Annotated in this window: 6 protein-coding genes; 3 read left to right on the forward strand and 3 right to left on the reverse strand. The window is 66.4% G+C overall.

From position 1 onward, the window contains the following. Positions 1 to 16: 16 nt before the first annotated feature. Positions 17 to 2,338: a TonB-dependent receptor gene (locus QY325_08280; protein WKZ67911.1), complete on the reverse strand. Its 2,322-nt coding sequence runs from the start codon at positions 2,336 to 2,338 to the stop codon at positions 17 to 19. Positions 2,339 to 2,823: 485 nt separating this feature from the next. On the opposite strand from QY325_08280, the gene QY325_08285 reads away from it, so the two are divergent. The 3 genes from QY325_08285 (at position 2,824) to QY325_08295 (ending at position 8,873) form a co-directional block, all read left to right on the forward strand. Beyond that, positions 2,824 to 4,047: a hypothetical protein gene (locus QY325_08285; GenBank protein WKZ67912.1), complete on the forward strand. Its 1,224-nt coding sequence runs from the start codon at positions 2,824 to 2,826 to the stop codon at positions 4,045 to 4,047. After that, on the forward strand, positions 4,044 to 5,030 hold the full coding sequence (pfkA, locus tag QY325_08290; protein ID WKZ67913.1) for a 6-phosphofructokinase: 987 nt from the start codon (positions 4,044 to 4,046) through the stop codon (positions 5,028 to 5,030). The genes QY325_08285 and pfkA overlap by 4 nt, the downstream gene beginning before the upstream one ends. A 63-nt stretch (positions 5,031 to 5,093) precedes the next feature. Next, positions 5,094 to 8,873 carry a gliding motility-associated C-terminal domain-containing protein gene (locus QY325_08295; protein WKZ67914.1) on the forward strand — a complete coding sequence of 1,260 codons (3,780 nt, stop codon included), beginning with the start codon at positions 5,094 to 5,096 and terminating at the stop codon, positions 8,871 to 8,873. A gap of 59 nt (positions 8,874 to 8,932) precedes the next feature. Here QY325_08295 and QY325_08300 read toward each other — a convergent pair whose 3' ends face one another. Both QY325_08300 and QY325_08305 read right to left on the reverse strand, forming a co-directional pair. Further along, positions 8,933 to 16,039 carry an Ig domain-containing protein gene (locus tag QY325_08300; GenBank protein ID WKZ67915.1) on the reverse strand — a complete coding sequence of 2,369 codons (7,107 nt, stop codon included), beginning with the start codon at positions 16,037 to 16,039 and terminating at the stop codon, positions 8,933 to 8,935. Between the two features lie 183 nt (positions 16,040 to 16,222). Then, positions 16,223 to 21,505 (reverse strand): thrombospondin type 3 repeat-containing protein, encoded by a 5,283-nt coding sequence (locus tag QY325_08305; protein WKZ67916.1) that lies wholly within the window; start codon positions 21,503 to 21,505, stop codon positions 16,223 to 16,225. Positions 21,506 to 21,678 lie beyond the last annotated feature (173 nt).

The raw sequence follows: 21,678 nt of genomic DNA on the forward strand, positions 1-21,678 counted from the left end.
CATAGGCACTTTGGGTTCATGGTCGGGCCACGCGGCCGAAGCGGTATGTGATCCACAGGCTCACATCCAGCCCGCGGGCATCGGCGTAGTACCTGAAGCGGTCGAGGTAGTCGCGGTAGGCCATATTGAGCGCATTGGCGGCACGCAGGCCGAAGCGGATCTCGCCGGTGCCCCAGGGGCGCGCGGCGGAGGCCGTGAAGCCCAGCAGGTGGTAGCCTCCTGGCGGAGCGGCGAAATCGAGGGCTTCGGGGATGCGCTGCTGGCGGCCTACGATGCCGCTGATGGCACCTGCGGCCAGCTCGGTCCAGGCGCCGCGGGGCCGGTTCAGGCGCAGCTCTTGCTCCACCCGGTCGGAGGGCATCTGGAAGAGCCATTCATCGCGGCCGAGGTCGCGTCCGCGCACCGTGGAGCCGCGCAGATGCCAGGCGAGGCCGCGAGCGAGGCGCACGCGCACGGCAAGGTCGGCACCGGTGACCCAGGCGTCGGTGGCCACGTAGCGAAACACGGGGAAGGCACCGCGGATGGTGAGGCGCGTGCCGTCAGGGCGCAGGTAGATGAAGTCGTCGATCAGCGCGGCGTGGAGGGTGGCATCGATCCGCACGCGACCAGCGGAGGCCTGGGCATCGAGCACGCCCTTCAGAGCGCGCTCGCTGCCCAGCGCGGGGTCGCCCAGCTCGATGGCGGCGGCGCCATGGTGGAGCCCTTCGCTGTAGAGCTCGCTCACATGCGGCGGGCGGAAGGCGGAACTGAGGTTGAAGCGGAGACCGACTCTGTCGGCGGGGCTCCAGTTGGCACCGATGCTCAGCGCATGGTTGAGGAAGGCGTGCTCCGGTTGCTCGAGCCGGCCATCGGCGGCAAATCGGGCCACGGCCAACCGCGTGGTCTCGATGCGCGCACCGGCCTCCAATTCGAAGCGGTCGCCTACCGGCAGGTGCTCCAGGATGAAGAAGCCCGTGCTCTCCTTCCGGTAGTCGGGCAGAAGCGGGCGCACGCCGGTGCCCGGGATATTCGCGTTGTCCTGAAGCAGGGCATTCACACCAACCTTGCCGTGCAACCGGGGCCCGATCCAGTGCTTGAGGACGGCCTCGGCGGTGTGCGTAGCCAGATAGAGGTCGAGCGAGGGCAAGGCGCTGCGGCCGCTGCGCCGGATATCGTACTCCTGCCGATCGTTGGCCTGGTAGGCATAGGTGAGCGCCAGGCGGCTGCGGTCGCTCACGGCCATGGTGGCCTCGGCCTTGAGAAGATGGTGCTGCACCACCTGCCGCGGGGCTTCGATGGCATAAGTGGGGTCGGCGATGTACCAAGGACGCCCTGATGCGATGGCGTTGGCCAGGTCGGTGAGGTTGCCGATGTGAGCCGCTCGCAGTATGCCGAGCTCCCGGCCGAACCAGCTGTAGTAGAGCTGCGCGCTCCAGCGGTGGTCGCGGTAGCCGATTGCGGCCGAGGCGCCCGCCTCACGGAGTCCGGTGTTGCTCAGGGTGTAGCGGGCCGATTCGCTGTCGCCCAGCATGCGCCCGCTTCCCTGCACGCGCCAGCCCAGGCCGCGCAAGCCCTTCACGCCGCCCTGCAGCACGCCGCTCGCTCCGCCGCCGCGTCCGTTGAGCACGCCAAGGCTGCGCAGCTCGCCGCCGATCCCCGCTTCGCGCGGGAGCTCCACCGGCTCGGTGACCACCACCCCTCCGATGGCATCACTGCCGTACTGCACGCTGGCAGCGCCCTTCACCACGGTGATCCGGTCGCTGCTCAGCGGATCAAGGCTGGGCGCATGCTCCGTTCCCCACTGCTGGTCCTCCTGGCGGACCCCTTGGTTGAGCGTTAGCACCCGGTTGCCGCTGAGCCCGTGCACCATGGGCTTGGCGATGGTGGGCCCACTGGACTGGATGGCCACGCCGGGCACCACGGTGATCATATCGGCCAGCGCACCGCCTGCACGTTCATCCATGGCGCGCCGATCGAGCCCTTGCCGCGCATGGCCCACATTCTCGTCAGGCCGCTTCTGGACCACCTCCAGTTCGCGCAGCTCCTCCGCGTGATGCTCCAGCATGAAGTCAGCGGTGATGGACCGGCTCAGGGTCATCTGGCGCATCACCGGCTCGCATCCGAGGTGCGCGACCTTCACCAGGTAGGTGCCGGCGCAGAGGCCTTCGATCCGGTACCGGCCCATCGCGTCGGCCACGCTGCCCTTGCCCAAGGCAGGGATGAATACCTCGGAATAGGAAAGAGGCTGCCGGTCATGCTCGTCCAGGACGACGCCGGAGAGCACGATTGCGCACGAATCCGCCGGTTGCGCCGTCACCCCTTGGGTGGCGACGAACGTCAGGACGAGGAAAAGGGACAAGAGCCGATGCAACGACATGGTTTGGATTCGACCTGAAAGGCGGGAATGCATGCAGCAGCATGCGGAATGGTGCGCCTCAGCGCATCACTGCGTCAGCAGCGGGTCACGCTTGCGGCGGACCTCTTCCCTTGTGGTCGAATCCGGGGGCCGGCAGGACCTGCTGTGCGCAGGGAGCCCATCGCCCTTCCATGGGCTGCTCAGGCTCGGCCATCCCAATGGCTGGAGCAGCCAGGAAGCCCGGCAGGACGAGATCGCAGATGCTGCAGTCACCGTGCACGATTGCCGCACCGGAGGCCCCCTCGACGGGCACAGCCTCGGCGTGCTCGTCGCAATGGTGCGGAATCACAGGCCCGACGAGCAGGACCCCCATGAGCAACGCCATGAGAGCGGCCGTACCCCTTTCGAGCAGCAACCTGAGCATTGTGCAAAGTTACAGTGCCCCAGATACGTTCCAGACCTATTTTCGCAGCCCCACCCCCCTCTCCATGAATCGACTTCTCCTCTCGGCTGCCGCAGCGGCCATCATCTTCGTGAACAGCGCCATTGCGCAGTGGACGCAGATCAACCACCCCGGCTACACCGCCGTTCAGAGCATCACCACCTCACCCGGTGCCATCTACATGGTTAGCTACCCCAACGGGGTGATCATGAGCACGGATAACGGCGCATCCTGGAACCCGGCGAACACGGGGCTGCCCACCACCCTCACGCAGATCCACTCGGTATTCTACAACGGCACCGTCCTGCTTTGCGGAACGGAATCGGGCATCTACCGCAGCACCAATGGCGGCGCTTCCTGGAGCCTTGCGAATACCAGCCTGCCGACCGCGAGTTCCTCGAACTACGCGAAGAAGTTCATCCGTGCCGGGTCCACCACCCTTGCGGTGTACAGCGCCACCATCGGCGGCGGCGGCGGCATCTACCGCACCACCGACAATGGCGACTTCTGGTTCAGCGGCAACAATGGCCTGGCCCTGAACATGACGGTCTACCAAGTGGCGCAGGTGGGAAGCCTGCTCTATGCGGCCACGAGCACCGGCCTTTCCTCCTCCAGCAACCTGGCGGTGACGTGGAGCCCGATCGCCTCGGCCAACTTCACGTGCTACGCCGTGCAGGGCACCCCTGCGCGCCTCATGGTGATCTCGGGGCTCGGCTTCCGCTACAGCAACAATGGCGGCTCCACCTGGATCGGTTCCAGCGGGGCACCAGCGGCGCCGCAGGCAGGGGAGCTCATTCTCTACGATGGGAAGTATTGGGCGCTCACCGGGGCGCCGGACAACAATGTGCTTCGCTCCACCGACAATGGTGCGACCTTCAGCGTCTACGAGACCGGACTCAACGGCCCCGATGTCATCTCCCAGAACACCTTCCACGCCAGCGGCAACACGCTGTACCTGGGCTGCATCTTCAACCTTTACAGCCACCCTGGCACCACCACCGGAATCGAACAGCCGGCGGCAGGCGCGATGGCCAAGCCCTATCCCACCGTCTTCACCGATGGCTTCAACCTGGACCTCGGCCGGACCAGCCAGGGTGCGCAAGTGGTCCTGATCGATGCGGCAGGCCGTGAGGCTGCTCGGCATCCTCTGGTCTTCGGCCCCACGGCGTGGATCGAGCGCGGCAACCTGCCGGGGGGCACCTACCGGGTGCTGCTTGCCGAGGGGCTCAACGGCCAGCCCCGCTGGGTGGGCACGGTGATCGCCCAATGAGCGCAGGCCCGGGCATCGGGCACATCGGCGTCTTCACCTCGGGCGGAGACAGCCCAGGGATGAATGCCGCGATACGCGCCGTGGTGCGCAGCGCGGCCTATCATGGGCTGCGGTGCTCGGGCATCATGGGCGGCTACGATGGGATGATCCGCGATGAGGTGCGACCGCTCGGGCCGCGTGATGTGAGCAACATCATCCAGCGCGGAGGCACCATCCTGCGGTCGGCGCGGAGCGATGGGTTCCGGACGCTCGAGGGCCGCAGCCAAGCGACCGCCACGCTCCAGCGGCACGGCATCGATGCCCTCGTGGCGATCGGCGGGGACGGCACCTTCGCAGGAGCCCGCGCGCTGTTCCAGGAGCATGAGATCCGCATCATCGGCTTGCCTGGCACCATCGACAACGACCTGGCCGGAACGGACCGCACCATCGGTTTCGATACCGCCGTGAACACCGCGGTGGAGGCCATCGACAAGCTGCGCGATACGGCGGCGTCCCACGACAGGCTCTTCTTCGTGGAGGTCATGGGACGGGATACAGGATTCATTGCGCTGGCCAGCGCAATCGCCGCCGGAGCGGAGTACGTGATGCTCCCAGAAGTGCCGCAACGCATCGAGGAACTGGCGGCCGCATTGGCCCGTGCCGAGCAGAGCAAATCATCCAGCATCGTGGTGGTGGCCGAAGGCGATGAGGAGGGCGGCGCCGCCGAGGTTGCGCGGAAAGTGAAGCTCATCCATCCGCAGTATGACATGCGCGTGACGGTGCTGGGCCACCTGCAACGTGGCGGCTCGCCCACCGTGGTCGACCGTGTGATGGCCAGCCGGATGGGCGTCGCTGCCGTGGACCAGCTGCTCCAGGGCGCGCGCGATGCCATGGTCGGCGAGGTCTGCGGGCAGATCGTGCTCACCCCCTTCGCTGAAGCCATCGGCCATCGGAAGCGCATCCCGGATGACCTCCTCCGGTTGATGCCTGTGCTGGCAACTTGAGGACAGGCAACCTTGCGGGTTGGGCGGCGGTCGTTATACTTGGAACACCTAGCCCCTTCCCGCGTGCCCTCCTTCCGATCGCTCCTCTGCATTGCAGCGCTCGCCATCGGCATTGCAGGCCATGCACAGCCCTGCCTGGTCGCCTACAATTTCACGCAATCGCCGCCACCGGTGAACGGCACCTATGGTTGCGGAGAGACGGTCACCTTCTGCTTCACCGTCACCAACTGGAATTCCACCAACGCCAATTGGTTCCACGGCATCGCGGCCAGCTTCGGCCCGGGCTGGGACCTGAGCACGCTCACTCCCGGACCTCCGCCGGCCTCATGCTCCGGCACCGGCACCTGGGCCTGGTACCCCAGCGTGCAAGGCACGGCGGGCACGAACATCGGACCGCAGGGCCCGGGGTTCTTCTACAACTATTCCGTCCCGGCCGATGGCAACCCGGGGAACAACTTCGGCGATTTCTGCGTGGGCGCCGTGAACTGGCAGTTCTGCTGGACGATCAGTGTGCTGAGCGGCCCAGCGTGCTTGAATGGCCTGGGCCTCGGCGTCACCTTCAACACCTTCGGCGACAGCGAGACCGGCGGCTGGAGCGGCGCCGGCTGCGGCGGGGATGCCGTGGTGCCCTCCTCGCCCGCGGTCATCCAGGCGTGCCCGGCCAACGCAGGCTCCAACGGCAGCCTTTCGGCATGCAGCAGCGGGGCGGCGCAATCGCTCTTCAGCGCCCTCGGCGGCTCGCCGCAAGCCGGTGGCGCATGGACCGGACCTTCGGGCGCAGCGCACAGCGGCTCGCTCGATCCGTCCGTTGATGCAAGCGGGGCCTATGTCTACACCGTGACCAGCGCAGCACCGGTTTGCTCTGCTTCCGCGACGGTGACGGTGACCATCGCGCAGCAGCCCGATGCAGGAGCCGATGCGACCACCACCGTGTGTGCTGGCGATGCCCCCTTCGGATTGACCAGCGCCCTTGGAGGCACTCCCGCACCGGGTGGGAGCTGGTCCGGCCCCGCCGGTGCCTTCGCCGGTCTCTTCAGCCCTGCCACAGATGCATCTGGCGTGTACACCTACACGGTGAACGGCACCGCCCCATGCCCGAATGCGAGCGCCAGCGTTACGGTCACCGTGAATCCTTCGCCGAGCGCTGGGTCGGATGGGGCCCTCACCCTCTGCTCCAGCGATGCGCCGGTGGACCTCGTCACCGCCTTGGGTGGAAGCCCCGACCCCGGTGGTGCCTGGACCTCGCCGAGCGGCACAACGGTCACCGGGCTCTTCTCCCCGGGCATCGATGCGGCTGGCGCCTACACCTATGCCGTGCCCGGAACACCCCCTTGCCCCACGAGCTCAGCGACGGTGGCGGTAACGGTGAATGCCTTGCCCAACGCTGGTTCCGATGCGACGGCGGTGCTCTGCGAAACAGCAGGGCTCACCGACCTGCTCGGCCTTCTGGGAGGTAGCCCCGACGCCTCGGGGCAATGGACCGACCCAACCGGTGCTGCGATCGGCGGCTCGGCGCTTCCTTCAGCGCTCGTGGACGGGGATTACCAATACACGGCGACGGGTGCGGTACCCTGTCCGAACGCTGTGGCGACCTTGAGCCTGACGGTAAGCGATCAGCCGGATGCCGGATCGGATGCTTCCGTCACCTTGTGCGAAGCCTCGGCACCGTTGGACCTCCTTTCCGCGCTGGCCGGTGCACCGGATGCCGGCGGTGATTGGACGGGGCCCGGCGGTGCGGCAGTGAGCGGAACGTTCTCGCCGGGATCCTCCACCCCTGGCGTCTACATCTATACCCTCTCCGCTTCACCGCCCTGCACCACTGCTCAAGCCATCCTTACGATCACCGTGAACCCCGAGCCCTATGCCGGTATTGACGGCACCGTGGCGGTATGCAGCGAGGATGCTGCCGTCGATCTGCTGGCCGCACTGGGTGCCGGGGCGCAACCCGGTGGCACATGGACCGACCCGGTCGGCGCCCCCACCAGCGGAAGCTTCTCGCCCGGGTCATCAGTTGACGGAACCTACACCTATACGATTCCAGCAGCGGCACCCTGTCCAGCAGCCAGCGCCACGGTGAGCATTACCACCACTCCCGCAAGCGACCCGGGAACCGATGGCGTCCTCTCGATATGCAGCAGCGATGCGGCAATCGCGCTGATCGACTACCTCGGCGGCGCACCGCAGGCCGGGGGGACTTGGACGGGCCCTGGTGGATGGGGCGTGGCCGGAACGCTGGACCCGGCGATTGAAGCCAGCGGCGTGTATTCCTATACCCTTCCGTCGAACGGACCGTGCCCAGCGGCTACGGCGGCCGTGACCGTGACCATCGCTCAAGCGGTAAGCAGCGGACTGGATGGCTCGCTGACGGTGTGCAGCAGCGCTGGAGCCCCTGCCAGCCTATTCAACGCACTTGGAGGCTCGCCTGCGGCCGGAGGCGCATGGTCAGCCCCGGATGGCAGTCCGCATGGCCCCACGTTCGCTGCTGCTGCTGACCAGCCAGGTATCTATACCTATTCGGTACAGGGCATCGCCCCCTGCCCCGCCGCATCGAGCACCGTGGATGTTGCCGTAACCCCGGCGCCATCCGCCGGCACGGGGGGAAGCGTAACCCTTTGCGCGGACGAACCGCCGGTGGACCCCTTCAGCTGGCTTGGGGGATCACCGGAGGCCGGCGGCTCGTGGACAGGGCCTGACGGACCTGTGGCCGTGCCGATCGATCCGCCTACCGCTGCAGCCGGGGCTTACACTTACACCGTGCCCGGCACCGCGCCCTGCCCTTCCGCTCAGGCGGTCATCCAGCTGACCGTTGACCAGCTGCCGCAAGCGGGCGTGGACGGCATCCTGAACATCTGCGCCGATGGACCATCGACCAATCTGCTGGGCCTGTTGAGCGGCGCGCAGGCGGGCGGCACATGGGCAGGCCCCGCAGGCACCGCCAGCGGCACCTTCTCGCCGGGTTCTGACATCCCTGGCACCTACACCTACCTCCTTTACGGTACCGGGGCCTGCGCGGGGGCCTTCGATCAGGCCACCGTGGCCGTCACCGTTCACCCGCTGCCCTTGCCCTCCTTCTCGGTGGCGGAGGGCGCTGGTTGCGCACCGCATCAAGCGGAATTCACCAATACCACGGCCGGCAGCCTGCTGAGCGCGGCTTGGGCATTCGGGGATGGCGCGGCGGGGAACAGCACGGCCGTGGCCTATCACACCTATACGGGTGCAGGCGCTTACGATGTCGCCCTCACCGTGACCGACGCGAACGGATGCGTTGGAAGCACCACCATGGAGGGGGCCGTGCTCGTCTCCGCGGGACCTGAAGCCTCCTTCTATGCCTTGCCGCCGCGGGTCAGCATCGAGTCACCAACCGTCACCGTATTCCACGCCGCGGATTCACTCGCCCTCTACAGCTGGACGATAGATGACCTTGTGCTGGACACCAGCGGGACCTTTCAATGGACCTTCAGCGCGGAGGTGGGTGAGCGCGTGATCTGCCTGACCGCAACGGATACGCTCGGGTGCGCGAACTCGGAATGCCTGCGTGTGCTGGTGGACGACAACCTCACCATCCATGTGCCCAATGCATTCACCCCGAATGCGGATGACATAAACGAGGTATTCCGCCCCTCCATCATCGGCGTCCAGGAGGACTGGTATGAATTCATGGTCTTCGACCGATGGGGGCAGCTGGTCTTCCGGACAACCGATCCTGCGCAGGGATGGGATGGCAGCTACCTGAACGGCGGGCAGGAACTCCCGACAGGGGTGTACGTGTGGACGCTGAAGGCCAAGGATCAATTCACGCCGGATAAGGCGGACCTCATCGGATCGGTGACCCTGCTGCGGTGAGGGCGTGAAAAGGAAAGGCCCCGGCATCCGCCGAGGCCCGTCCATCCAACACAGGTCCATCATTGATTGACGAACCGGGCGTGCGCCAGCGGTCTGCCTTCCGCATCCAGCGCAACGATCGTATACAGGCCCGGCGCCAGGGCATCCACATCCAGGAACCGGTGCCAGGGAATATCCAGGACCAGGCTGCCCGTGGCGCTCAGCATCCGCAAGCGCTGAACATGCCTGTCATCCATATCGAGCCTTACCAGGCCGCCGCGGGCCGGATTCGGGATGACGGCCAGGACTGACTGCTGACCGGGCTCTTCCAACCCCGTGGTGATATCGCAGGCATCGCCCTGCCCATTCACATCCGTATCGGCCTGGTCAGGATTGTAGACCCAGACGCAATTGTCGCAGGCATCGCCGATGCCGTCACCATCGAAGTCGTCCTGGCCAGGGTTGAAGGAGGTGGCGCAGTTGTCCATGCAGTCAAGCAGGCCATCGCCGTCGCCATCCGGGTTGGGGATGATGCCTGTGGTGCCGCCCGCACAGGTGCCGCAGGCATCCAGGAAGGCTCCGCCGCCGACCACACCCGCGCAATCAACAGCCTGCAACACGCCCACGCAGAAGCACTGCTCATTCCAGGTGTCGTCCACCGTATTCGGGTTCCCGTCGTTGCAGGGCGTACCAGGGAGGGCGCTGCCGCCGATGGTGCCCGTGCAATCGATGAGGACACCCGTGCATTCGCAGTTGGCATTCCACGTGTCGTTGCCGGTGTTCGCGTTGCCGTCGTTGCAGGGCGTACCGGGCAGGGCCGTGCCGTTCGCCACTCCGAGGCAGTCGAAGGTCACGGGCGTTCCGGCACAGGTGCAGTTCGCACCCCACACGTCGTTGATGGTGTTCGCATTGTTGTCGTTGCAGGCCGTGCCAGGTAGAGCGCTTCCACCGGCCACGCCAAGGCAGTCGATCACTTGACCCACGCACTGGCAGCTGGCGTTCCACGTGTCGTTGCCGGTGTTCGCGTTGCCGTCGTTGCAGGGCGTACCGGGCATGGCCGTGCCGTTCGCCACTCCGAGGCAGTCGAAGGTCACGGGCGTTCCGGCACAGGTGCAGTTCGCACCCCACACGTCGTTGATGGTGTTCGCGTTGTTGTCGTTGCAAGCCGTGCCGGGCAGAGCGCTTCCACCGGCCACGCCCAGGCAGTCGATCACTTGACCCACGCACTGGCAGTTGGCGTTCCACGTGTCGTTGCCGGTGTTCGCGTTGCCGTCGTTGCAGGGCGTACCGGGCATGGCCGTGCCGTTCGCCACTCCGAGGCAGTCGAAGGTCACGGGCGTTCCGGCACAGGTGCAGTTCGCACCCCACACGTCGTTGATGGTGTTCGCGTTGTTGTCGTTGCAAGCCGTGCCGGGCAGAGCGTTTCCACCGGCCACGCCCAGGCAGTCGATCACTTGACCCAGGCACTGGCAGCTGGCATTCCACGTGTCGTTGCCGGTGTTCGCGTTGCCGTCGTTGCAGGGCGTACCGGGCAGGGCCGTGCCGTTCGCCACTCCGAGGCAGTCGAAGGTCACGGGCGTTCCGGCACAGGTGCAGTTCGCACCCCACACGTCGTTGATGGTGTTCGCGTTGTTGTCGTTGCAAGCCGTGCCGGGCAGAGCGCTTCCACCGGCCACGCCAAGGCAGTCGATCACGTCACCCACGCACTGGCAGTTGGCATTCCACGTATCGTTGCCGGTGTTCGCGTTGCCGTCGTTGCAGGGCGTGCCGGGCAGCGCAGTGCCATTGGCCACACCCAGGCAGTCGAAGGTCACGGGCGTTCCGGCACAGGTGCAGTTCGCGCCCCACACGTCGTTGATGGTGTTCGCGTTGTTGTCGTTGCAGGCCGTGCCGGGCAGCGCGGTGCCACCGGCCACACCGAGGCAGTCGATCAGCTGGCCCACGCACTGGCAGTTGGCATTCCACGTATCGTTGCCGGTATTCGCGTTGCCGTCGTTGCAGGGCGTGCCGGGCAGCGCAGTGCCATTGGCCACACCCAGGCAGTCGAAGGTCACGGGCGTTCCGGCACAGGTGCAGTTCGCACCCCACACGTCGTTGATGGTGTTGGCGTTGTTGTCGTTGCAGGCCGTGCCGGGCAGCGCGGTGCCGCCGGCCACATCGAGGCAGTCGATCAGCTGGCCCACGCACTGGCAGTTGGCATTCCACGTGTCGTTGCCGGTGTTCGCGTTGCCGTCGTTGCAGGGCGTACCGGGCAGGGCCGTGCCGTTCGCCACGCCGAGGCAGTCAAATACCACCGGGGTACCAGCGCACTGGCAGTTCGCGCCCCACACATCGTTGATGGTGTTCGCATTGTTGTCGTTGCAGGCCGTGCCAGGCAGAGCGGTGCCGCCGGCCACACCGAGGCAGTCGATCAGCTGGCCCACGCACTGGCAGCTGGCATTCCACGTATCGTTGCCGGTGTTCGCGTTGCCGTCGTTGCAGGCCGTGCCGGGCAGGGCCGTGCCGTTCGCCACGCCGAGGCAGTCGAAGGTCACGGGCGTTCCGGCACAGGTGCAGTTCGCGCCCCACACGTCGTTGATGGTGTTGGCGTTGTTGTCGTTGCAGGCCGTGCCGGGCAGCGCGGTGCCGCCGGCCACATCGAGGCAGTCGATCAGCTGGCCCACGCACTGGCAGCTGGCATTCCACGTATCGTTGCCGGTGTTCGCGTTGCCGTCGTTGCAAGCCGTGCCGGGCAGGGCCGTGCCGTTCGCCACTCCGAGGCAGTCAAATACCACCGGGGTACCAGCGCACTGGCAGTTCGCGCCCCACACGTCGTTGATGGTGTTTGCGTTGTTGTCGTTGCAGGCCGTGCCGGGCAGAGCGCTTCCACCGGCCACGCCAAGGCAGTCGATCATTTGACCCACGCACTGGCAGCTGGCATTCCACGTATCGTTGCCGGTGTTCGCGTTGCCGTCGTTGCAGGGCGTGCCGGGCAGCGCAGTGCCATTGGCCACACCCAGGCAGTCGAAGGTCACGGGCGTTCCGGCACAGGTGCAGTTCGCACCCCACACATCGTTGATGGTGTTCGCGTTGTTGTCGTTGCAAGCCGTGCCGGGCAGCGCGGTGCCGCCGGCCACGCCAAGGCAGTCGATCACTTCACCCACGCACTGGCAGTTGGCATTCCACGTATCGTTGCCGGTGTTCGCGTTGCCGTCGTTGCAGGGCGTGCCGGGCAGCGCAGTGCCGTTCGCCACTCCGAGGCAGTCGAAGGTCACGGGCGTTCCGGCACAGGTGCAGTTCGCACCCCACACGTCGTTGATGGTGTTCGCGTTGTTGTCGTTGCAAGCCGTGCCGGGCAGAGCGTTTCCACCGGCCACGCCCAGGCAGTCGATCAGCTGGCCCACGCACTGGCAGCTGGCATTCCACGTATCGTTGCCGGTGTTCGCGTTGCCGTCGTTGCAGGCCGTGCCGGGCAGGGCCGTGCCGTTCGCCACGCCGAGGCAGTCAAATACCACCGGGGTACCAGCGCACTGGCAGTTCGCGCCCCACACGTCGTTGATGGTGTTCGCGTTGTTGTCGTTGCAGGCCGTGCCGGGCAGCGCGGTGCCACCGGCCACACCGAGGCAGTCGATCAGCTGGCCCACGCACTGGCAGCTGGCATTCCAGGTATCGTTGCCGGTATTCGCGTTGCCGTCGTTGCAGGGCGTGCCGGGCAGCGCAGTGCCATTGGCCACACCCAGGCAGTCGAAGGTCACGGGCGTTCCGGCACAGGTGCAGTTCGCGCCCCACACATCGTTGATGGTGTTCGCGTTGTTGTCGTTGCAAGCCGTGCCGGGCAGCGCGGTGCCGCCGGCCACACCGAGGCAGTCGATCAGCTGGCCCACGCACTGGCAGCTGGCATTCCACGTATCGTTGCCGGTGTTCGCGTTGCCGTCGTTGCAGGCCGTGCCGGGCAGGGCCGTGCCGTTCGCCACGCCGAGGCAGTCAAATACCACCGGGGTACCAGCGCACTGGCAGTTCGCGCCCCACACGTCGTTGATGGTGTTCGCGTTGCTGTCGTTGCAGGCCGTGCCGGGCAGCGCGGTGCCGCCGGCCACACCGAGGCAGTCGATCAGCTGGCCCACGCACTGGCAGCTGGCATTCCACGTATCGTTGCCGGTGTTCGCGTTGCCGTCGTTGCAGGCCGTGCCGGGCAGGGCCGTGCCGTTCGCCACGCCGAGGCAGTCGAAGGTCACGGGCGTTCCGGCACAGGTGCAGTTCGCGCCCCACACGTCGTTGATGGTGTTGGCGTTGTTGTCGTTGCAGGCCGTGCCGGGCAGCGCGGTGCCGCCGGCCACACCGAGGCAGTCGATCAGCTGGCCCACGCACTGGCAGCTGGCGCCGATCGCATCATTACCGGTTGCGGGATTGCCATCATTGCACGCGGTTCCCGGCTCAGGGTTCCCGCAACCGCAACTGCCCGGGGAGGTCTTCTGCGGGTCGCTGGGGCAGCCGTCCCCACCAGCAGCGATGTAGCCGTTGGGTGCCGTGCAGGCCTGAGTTGCCGTAGCCGGATCACCGGCGCCATCGCCATCCGCATCGGCGTACCAGGTGCTGGCCGCCACAATGGTCACATTCGCCGTGGTGCTGAAGGCGGAGCAGCCGCCGCTGGCCGCGATGGCATAGGTCACCGTATAGTTCCCGGGCGAGCTGCCCGAAGGGTTAATTGCTCCGGTGCTGCTGTTGATGGAGAGCCCGGTCGGTGAGGCGCTGTACGCGCCACCGGCCGTTCCTGTCCGCACCACACTGACCGGACCGCCAGCTGAACAGACCGGTGCAGCCCCGTAAGAGATTGTGGCCGACGGCGATGTCATGATGACAACCGTCGCCGTGGTGCTGAATGCCGGGCATCCACCCGAAGCGGCCAGCGTGTAGGTCACCGTGTAGTTGCCTGGTGTGCTGGAGACCGGCGCGATATTGCCATTGAAGGTGTTGATGGAAAGGCCTGCAGGGGTCACGCTGTAGGATCCGCCGGAAGCCCCGGTGCGCGTGACGCTCACACCCGCCACCGTGGTGCAGAATGGAGAGCCCACGTAGTTGATGGTGGAGGACTGCTGGGCGTTCACGGCCACATTGATGCTCTGCTGGGCGCTGCCGCAACCGTTGCTCACGGTCACCGTGTAGGTTCCTGCTGCAGCCGTCGTAGCTGCTGCAATGGATGGGCTCTGCTGGCTGGAGGTGAAGCCGTTGGGGCCCGTCCAGCTGTAGGAAAGGGGAGCGGCACCCGTGACGGAGAGCGTGAAGGCCAGGTTGCTGCCGGTGCACACCGGGCTGTTGCTCACAAGGGAGGCGATCACCGGCGCCGAGGCATTCACACCGACGCACTGGCAGCTCGCATTCCATGCATCGTTGGTGGTGCAGGGGTTGCCATCGTTGCAGGCGGTGCCCGGCACGGCCGCACCACCGGGAACGCCCAGGCAATCATTCGCCGTAGCGCCTCCTGCGGTGCCGATGGCGCCGAGCGAGAGGTTGTAGTAGCTGCCGCTCGTGCTCACCTGCAGCTTGACCGCCCGAACCATGTACTGGCGCCCGTTCACGAAGGGAATGGCGGGGTTGACATAGCTGTTGCCCGTGACCGGTGAGCCCGTCAACCGCGTGACTCCCCCATCCGAAGCGAGCTCGTATACATGATAGCCCGCGAGCCCGGGCTCGCTGCTCGCTGTCCAGCTGAAGGCCGCCGCTCCCGCGCTATTGCTGACGATGAGGTCCTGAGGAGGAGCGACCATGGCCATCCGCAGCGAGGGATCGCCCATCAGGCCCAGGTGGACCCGTCCAATCGAGCCTTGCCAGCCATCCGTCAGCGGCGTGTAGAGGCTCGTGTTGTTCATGGTGACCCATGTGCTGTAGCCGATGTTCTCTCCCAGGCCCATGTGGTGGAAGTACCAGCCCGGGATGGCCGACCACACATTGGTGAGGGCCTGACCGCTGCAGAGCGGGGCCCGCAGGAAGTTGTTCTTGTTGTCCCAGTCGCCGAAGTAGCTGCCGAAGGCCATGTTGAACACGCCGTTCATGTTGCTGGCGGCATAATCATGGACCGAACCCACATTGCCGGCGCCGTGATAGGTGATGACACCCTGGTAGGTCTCCTGCGCGCCACCGCCGCTGCTGTAGGTCCAGAGGTAGCTGTTGTTGTTCACCAGCGTATAGAACGGCCAAGCCGACTGCTGCGCGGTGGTGATGTTGGATGGTCCAACGAGCGGCGCGATGCTCCGCCAGCCCGAGGCCGCCAAGGGATTGCTCACCCACTGGAGATTGTCGAACATGATGCCCCGCACCTGGGGCGTCCATGTCTTCACCTTGAAGTCATGCGCCTTGTTGAGGTAGTTGCGCATCAGCTGCACATAGGAGGCGCTGAAGGCAGGCATGTCCGAGAGGTCCACACGGCCCACCTGCAGCTCAACCGCCGTGGGGAAGTTGTTCTGGTCGAACTTGCCGTCGCCCGGGACATTGGTATTCTGCGGGCGCTGCATGCCGCCGCTGTTCACCGTGTTGTCTGTCCAGGTGCCGTTGAGCTCGCCGTAGTAGCCGTCGCAGGGCCAGGCGCCGCTGTGCTCGCCATGGCCATCGGGGGCCTGGTTCCCCGAATAGGGTACCGGTACATGGCCGACGATGTACACGGCCCTCACATTGGCGGGGTCGCTGTTGTAGTGGCCGATGATGGTGTTCCGCACGCTCGACACGGTGGCCGTGGGCGCCACATCGCTCCGCAGCACCCCCCAGCCATCGGCGCGGAGGTCCTGCTCGAGCTGCTGCAGCTCGGTGTAGAGGGGCGTGCTGAGCGTGTTGTCGACGAGCAGCACCATCTTGCCGCGGTAGTCCACCGCCGGGACCTCGATGCCGGTGCAGATGTAGCCGTTCCCGGTCACCCCGTTGCTCACGCGCACCACCCGGTACTCGTAAGCCGTGCCCACGGCAACGGCGTTATCCTGCCAGCTCAGGTCGCTCGCTGCGGGGTTGGCGATGGCGCTGCCCCAGCTCGTGGCCGACTTGAGCTTGCGGTAGATGGTGATGCTGGTGGTGCCGGCCATGGTGGGCCAGGCCAGGGTGATGCGCGCCGGAGCGGCCTGCACCGTGGCGGAAAGCTGGACGGCCGCCCGTTGAGAGCTCGTCTGGCCGAGCAGGAGCGCAACGGACAGCACGAACGTGAAGGACAGGATGTAGCGCAGCATGGGATGCGGTGTTGGATGGACCAACCGGGCATCACCGTCGGCTTTCGCCGGGAGCGTCGCGAGGCAGCGCGAGCGTTCCCCGATGGATGAGCGGCTGAACCGAGGCTTTCTACCCCGGAAGCCGGTATCGGGTTACATGGAGCGGCCCGGGCTTGCAGGGGCGCCCCCCTGCCCACCCGTTGATCAGTGCTTCACGATGCGTGCGCGGCCAAGGACCTGGCCGTTGGCATCGAGCACGGCCAGGGTATAGGTGCCTGGGGCAAGCCCCTGCAGGTCCACCTGCGGCGTGAAGCGGAGGTCGAGCGCCCGGCGGCCCACGGCATCCCAGAACAGGATGCGCTGCGCGAAGGCGACCCGTCCGATGTGGAGGATGTCCCGTGTCGGATTCGGATGCACGACGAGTTGCGGTGCCGCCGCCACCTCATCGATGCCGATGTCCTCGCAGGCATCGCCCACGCCATTCCCATTGGCATCCGCCTGCGCGGGATTCGCCACCCAGGGACAATTGTCGCATACGTTCCCGATGCCGTCCCAATCGAAATCCTCCTGGTCGGGGTTGGACAGGCCCGGGCAATTGTCCAGGCAATCCGCAACCTGGTCGCTATCGGCATCGGGATTCGGCTCCACCCCGGTGGTTCCGCCTGCGCAGGCCCCGCAGTCATCGATGAACGCCGTTCCGTTCGGCACTCCGGCGCAATCCAGTGGCAGGCCCAGGCAGGTGCAATCCAGGGTCCAGGCGTCATCGACCGTCTGCGGATTCCCGTCATCACAAGGGGTGCCGGGCAAGGCTGTGCCACCGGCGGCACCGGTGCAATCGAATGCTTCCCCGAGGCATTGGCACAGACTGTTCCAAGCGTCATTGCCCGTTGCCGGATTGCCATCATCACATGGAGTGCCCGGCAAAGCGGCTCCGCCAGGCTCGCCCTCGCAGTCGATGAGCAGGCCCAGGCATTCACAATCGGCCGTGAAGGCATCGTTCGCTGTCGCCGGATCACCATCATCGCAGGGGGTGCCGGGCAGATTGGGGCCTGCGATCACCCCCAGGCAGTCGGGGTACTGACCGAGGCAATCGCACCCATCGGTCCAGGCATCGTTCACCGAGACCGGGTCCCCGTCATCGCAAGGGGTGCCGGGCTGAGCGGGCCCGCCGGGCTCACCCTCGCAGTCGTAGACGAGGCCGGCGCATGTGCAGTCCTGCTGCCACCGGTCGTCGCCTGTGAAGAAGTCCCCATCATCGCAGGGCGTTCCAGGGAGCGCTGCGCCGCCCGGGACACCCGTGCAGTCGATAAGCAGGCCGGCACAATCGCAATCCGCCGTCCACGCATCGTTCGCTGTGGCCGGATCGCCGTCATCGCAGGGCGTCCCTGCGAAGGAAGCCCCCCCGGGGACGCCGGCGCAGTCGATCAGGAGGCCGGCGCACGCGCAATCAGCGGTCCAGCGGTCATCGCCGGTCAGGGGGTCGCCGTCATCGCAGGGACTTCCAGGCAGGGCGGAACCGCCCGGCACGCCTGTACAATCGATGAGGTCGCCGCTGCATGCGCACGCGATGGTCCACTGGTCATTCCCGGTTGCGGCGTTGCCGTCGTCGCAGGGTGACCCGGGCAGCGCCGGGCCGCCGGCCATACCGAGGCAATCGATCACCTGGCCTTGGCATTGGCAGTCCGCTGTCCAGGTATCCCCCCCGGTGCCGGCATCGCCGTCGTCGCACGGGGTTCCGGGCAGTTGCGGCCCACTCGGAACACCCTCGCAATCCAAGGGCACGCCCATGCAGATGCAGGCTTCGTTCCAGGCATCACCACCGGTCGAGGGATCGCCATCATCGCATGGGCTTCCTGGAAGCGCTGCCCCACCCGGAACGCCGGCACAGTCCAGCGGGAGCCCGGCGCAGAGGCAGTCGGCGTCCCAGGTGTCCCCTCCGGTGGCCGGGTCACCGTCGTCGCAGGGGGTGCCGGGCAGCGCGGTGCCACCGGGCAGGCCAGCGCAATCCAGCGGCAGCCCCACGCAGCTGCATTGATTCGACCAGAGGTCCCCACCGGTGAGCGGATCCCCGTCGTCGCAAGGGGTGCCGGGCAGCGCGGCGCCGAATGGCGTGCCCTCGCAATCCGCATCCAACGGCTGGCCTGTGCACAGGCAATCCACGCCATAGGCATCGCCGATGGTGAGCGCCAGGCCATCATCGCAAGGAGTACCGGGCAGAGCGGAGCCACCGGCCTCTCCTGCGCAGTCCAGCGGCAGCCCAGCGCAGGTGCAATCAATTTGCCAGGTGTCCGCCCCGGTAGCGGGATCCCCATCGTCGCAGGGGCTCGCGGGAAGCGCGGAGCCACCGGGCACGCCGGCGCAATCCAGCGGCAGCCCGGCGCAGGTGCAATCCGATTGCCAGGTATCCAGCCCCGTCAAGGGGTTGCCATCGTCGCACGGTGCACCCGGCACTGATGGACCGCCGGCAACGCCTTCGCAATCCAAGGGTGGCAGGGCGTAGTCGACGCAGAGCCGCGCCGACCGTGCGGGGTCCTGGTCCCAGCTCCAGCTCGAGCGCCGGCCGGTGCCCCTGACGATGGCTACCACGCTGTTCCCCTGCTGCCATCCCTGCCGGTCGATGACCGCCTGCAGGATGCCGGCCAGGTTCGGTGTGCGCTGGGCCGCACCGGCCTGGTTCGCGGTAGGCCATAGCGGAGGGGCCCAAGGCACGGCTGCGGTGAGCGGACGGCTGCTGAAGTTGAATGGTGTCCATCCCAGGGTCGCCGCATCATCAGCATCCTGGAAGGCCACTTCCAGCGCGCAGGGATTGATGCCGCTGGTGCCCCGCGAGGTGAACTGCAGGTATGCATTGACGATGGTGGATCCAGCGGGGATGCCGACATCGCCGTAATGGAGGGCGGTCACCTGGTGCCCGCGCCACGGATTCGACTCGCTGTCGAACACCAGATCTAGCGCCCCGGTGTTGTTGTAGATGTTGCCGTTTCCGGCCTCCTCCCCATCCGGGTTGGAGGGCCCCGCCAGCGTGAAGCACGTGCTGACGTCGATGCAGTCGTTGCTGCCTCCGCACACCCCGCAGAGGTCGAACATGGCGGTGCCTCCGGGTACACCGTTGCAGTCGATCGGCAGGCCTGCGCATTGGCATTCGGTGCTCCAGGCATCATTGCCGGTGGCTGGATTCCCGTCGTCGCATGGCGCTCCCGGAAGAGCAGGCCCATTGAGCGTCCCCTGGCAATCGACCGGTAGGCCAGCGCACTGGCAATCCGTGCTCCATGCATCGTTCGCCGTGAGCGGATCGCCATCGTTGCAAGGCGTTCCGGGCAGCGCCGGACCACCGGCCACGCCCAGGCAATCGATCAGCTGGCCCACGCACTGGCAGGCAGCGCTCCACGCATCACCGCCCGTTGCCGGGTTGCCGTCATCGCATGGGGTACCGGGCAATGCCGGACCGCCTGGCGTGCCGAGGCAATCCACCAGTTGGCCGGCACAGACGCAGTTGGGCCCCACCACATCACCGGTGGTGGAGGGGTTGTTGTCGTTGCACAGCGCGCCTGGCTCAGGATTCCCGCATCCGCATTGGCCAGGGGCGGTCTTGTTGGGGTCGCTGGGACAGCCGTCCTGCGCATTGCACACCCCATCGCCGTCAGTATCTCCGCTGAATACCCCTGCGCACTGGCAGGTGGCGCTCCAGACATCGTTGAGCGTGCAGGCATTGCCGTCGTTGCACGGGGTTCCGGGCAGGGCACTGCCGCCCGGCTGACCGGTGCAGTCCGTGACCGTCTGATTGAGGTTCACCTGTCCGGATGCGCCCAGGCTGAGGTTCCAGTAGCTGCCGCTCGGGGACACCTGCAGCTTGAGCGCCCGTACCATGTACCGCACGGTGCCGCCAAGCCCGGTGGTATTGTCCGTGAACGAGGTGCCGGTAACCGCAGCGGACGTCCGCCGCTCCCACAGCTGCGTGGCCGTGTTGAAGCGGTAGACATGGTAGCCGGCAAGGCCGGGCTCCGGCGAGGCGGTCCATGCAACAGTGGTGCTGGTGCCATTCGCCGAGGAGGCCTGCACGGCGCTGGGCGGCGCCACCACATGCATGCGGAGGCTGGGATCGCCCAGGAGCGAAATGTGCACACGGCCTGCCTGGGGGTTCGCCGGCTCGTAGTGGCCGTTGCCGTTGTTCTGGGTGAGCGTGGTGGCGTAGCCGATGGTCTCGCCCATGCCCATGTGGTGGAAGTACCAATTGGGATATCCCGCCCAGAAATTGGTGAGCGCCGTGCCCGAGGCAAGCGAGGCCCGCATCAGGTTGTTGGTGAAATCCCAGTCTCCGAAATAGCTGCCGAAGAGAATGGTGAAGATGCTCTGCGGGCTGGTACTGGCGAACTGCGCGGTGTTGCCCACGCCGTTGGAGTTGGTCCACCATCCGCCGCCGCAGCCATAGCTCCAGAGGTAGCTGCCTGAGGTGAGCGCTGTGAAGTAATCGCCGGCGGCCACGTTGTTCGGGTTCACCAGCGGCGCGAAACCCCGCCACGCATTCTGCGAGAAGGCATCGCCATAGCCGGTGAAGTTGTCGTCCACCACGGCCCGCTCCTGCGCGGTGATCTGCTTCACCTTCCATTGATGGAGCTTGTTCAGGTAGCTCGCAGTGAGTTGGGTCTCGGTCTGACTGAACGCTGGCAGGTCGTAGAAGTCGATCCGGCCCACGGCCAGTTCAACGGCCGTAGGGATGATGCTCTGGTCGAACTTGCCGTCGCCGGGCACATTGTGGTTCCGTGTCCAGGCTGCGGACGTGCTGTTCACGCTATTGTCCGTCCAGTTCCCGTTCATCTCCCCGTAGTACGCATCGGCCACCCAGGCGCCGTAATGCTCACCATGGCCATCGGGAGCCAGGTTCCCGCTCATGGGGATGGGTACGTGCCCGACGATGAAGACCGCCTTCACATTGGCCGGGTCAGCGCTGTAGGCCGATGACACCAGGGCCTTCACCGAAGTGACAGGTGCCGTCCGGCTCACATCGTGCCGTATCACCCGCCATCCGTCGGCCTCGAAGTCCTCCGTGAGCTGGGTGAGCTGGGCGGCCAGCGATGCCGTGAACGTGTTGTCCACCAGCAGGATGAGCTTGCCACGGCTCTCCACCATCGCCAGTTCGATCCCTGCGTTGATGTAGCCGAAGCCATTGCCCAGATTGCTGGTGGTGCGCACCACTTTGTACTCGTAGCTGGTATTCACCGCCACGTTGTCATCCACGTATTGTTGCGCCCCAGCACCCAAGGTGGCGACGGCGCTACCCCAGGAGGTCCCGCCCTTCAGCTTCCGGAAAACGGTGAATCCCGTGGTGTTGGCATGCCCCAGCCAGTTGAGGGTGATGCGGGGCGGTGATGCCTGCACAGCGGCCCACATCCGTACCGACCGGTCATGGCCGACCGTTTGAGCCATGGCTGCATCCAGCAGGAACAGCAGGGGCAGAAGAAGGCCGGCTCTGCGCAAGTAGGCGGTCATGGTCCGGAAAAGGCCGGCTAAGATAGGTCCCATGGCAAGCATCGGAGTAGACGGCGGTGGTGATATTCCCGGTTGGACGAAGGAGCCGAATGAATCGACCAAGGCCCGCCAGCCTCCAACCAATACCACTCAAGACCGAAGCATGGCCAGCACCGCAGGCTACCTTCGCCAGC

Source organism: Flavobacteriales bacterium (genome assembly GCA_030584065.1).
Taxonomy (GTDB): domain Bacteria; phylum Bacteroidota; class Bacteroidia; order Flavobacteriales_F; family PHOS-HE28; genus PHOS-HE28.

What these genes read in the sequence shown, in the direction of transcription:
- QY325_08285 (WKZ67912.1), top strand. Translation starts at nt 2,824, where the DNA reads ATGAATCGACTTCTCCTCTCGGCTGCCGCAGCGGCCATCATCTTCGTG.
- pfkA (WKZ67913.1), top strand. Translation starts at nt 4,044, where the DNA reads ATGAGCGCAGGCCCGGGCATCGGGCACATCGGCGTCTTCACCTCGGGC.
- QY325_08300 (WKZ67915.1), bottom strand. Translation starts at nt 16,039, where the DNA reads ATGCTGCGCTACATCCTGTCCTTCACGTTCGTGCTGTCCGTTGCGCTC.
- QY325_08305 (WKZ67916.1), bottom strand. Translation starts at nt 21,505, where the DNA reads ATGACCGCCTACTTGCGCAGAGCCGGCCTTCTTCTGCCCCTGCTGTTC.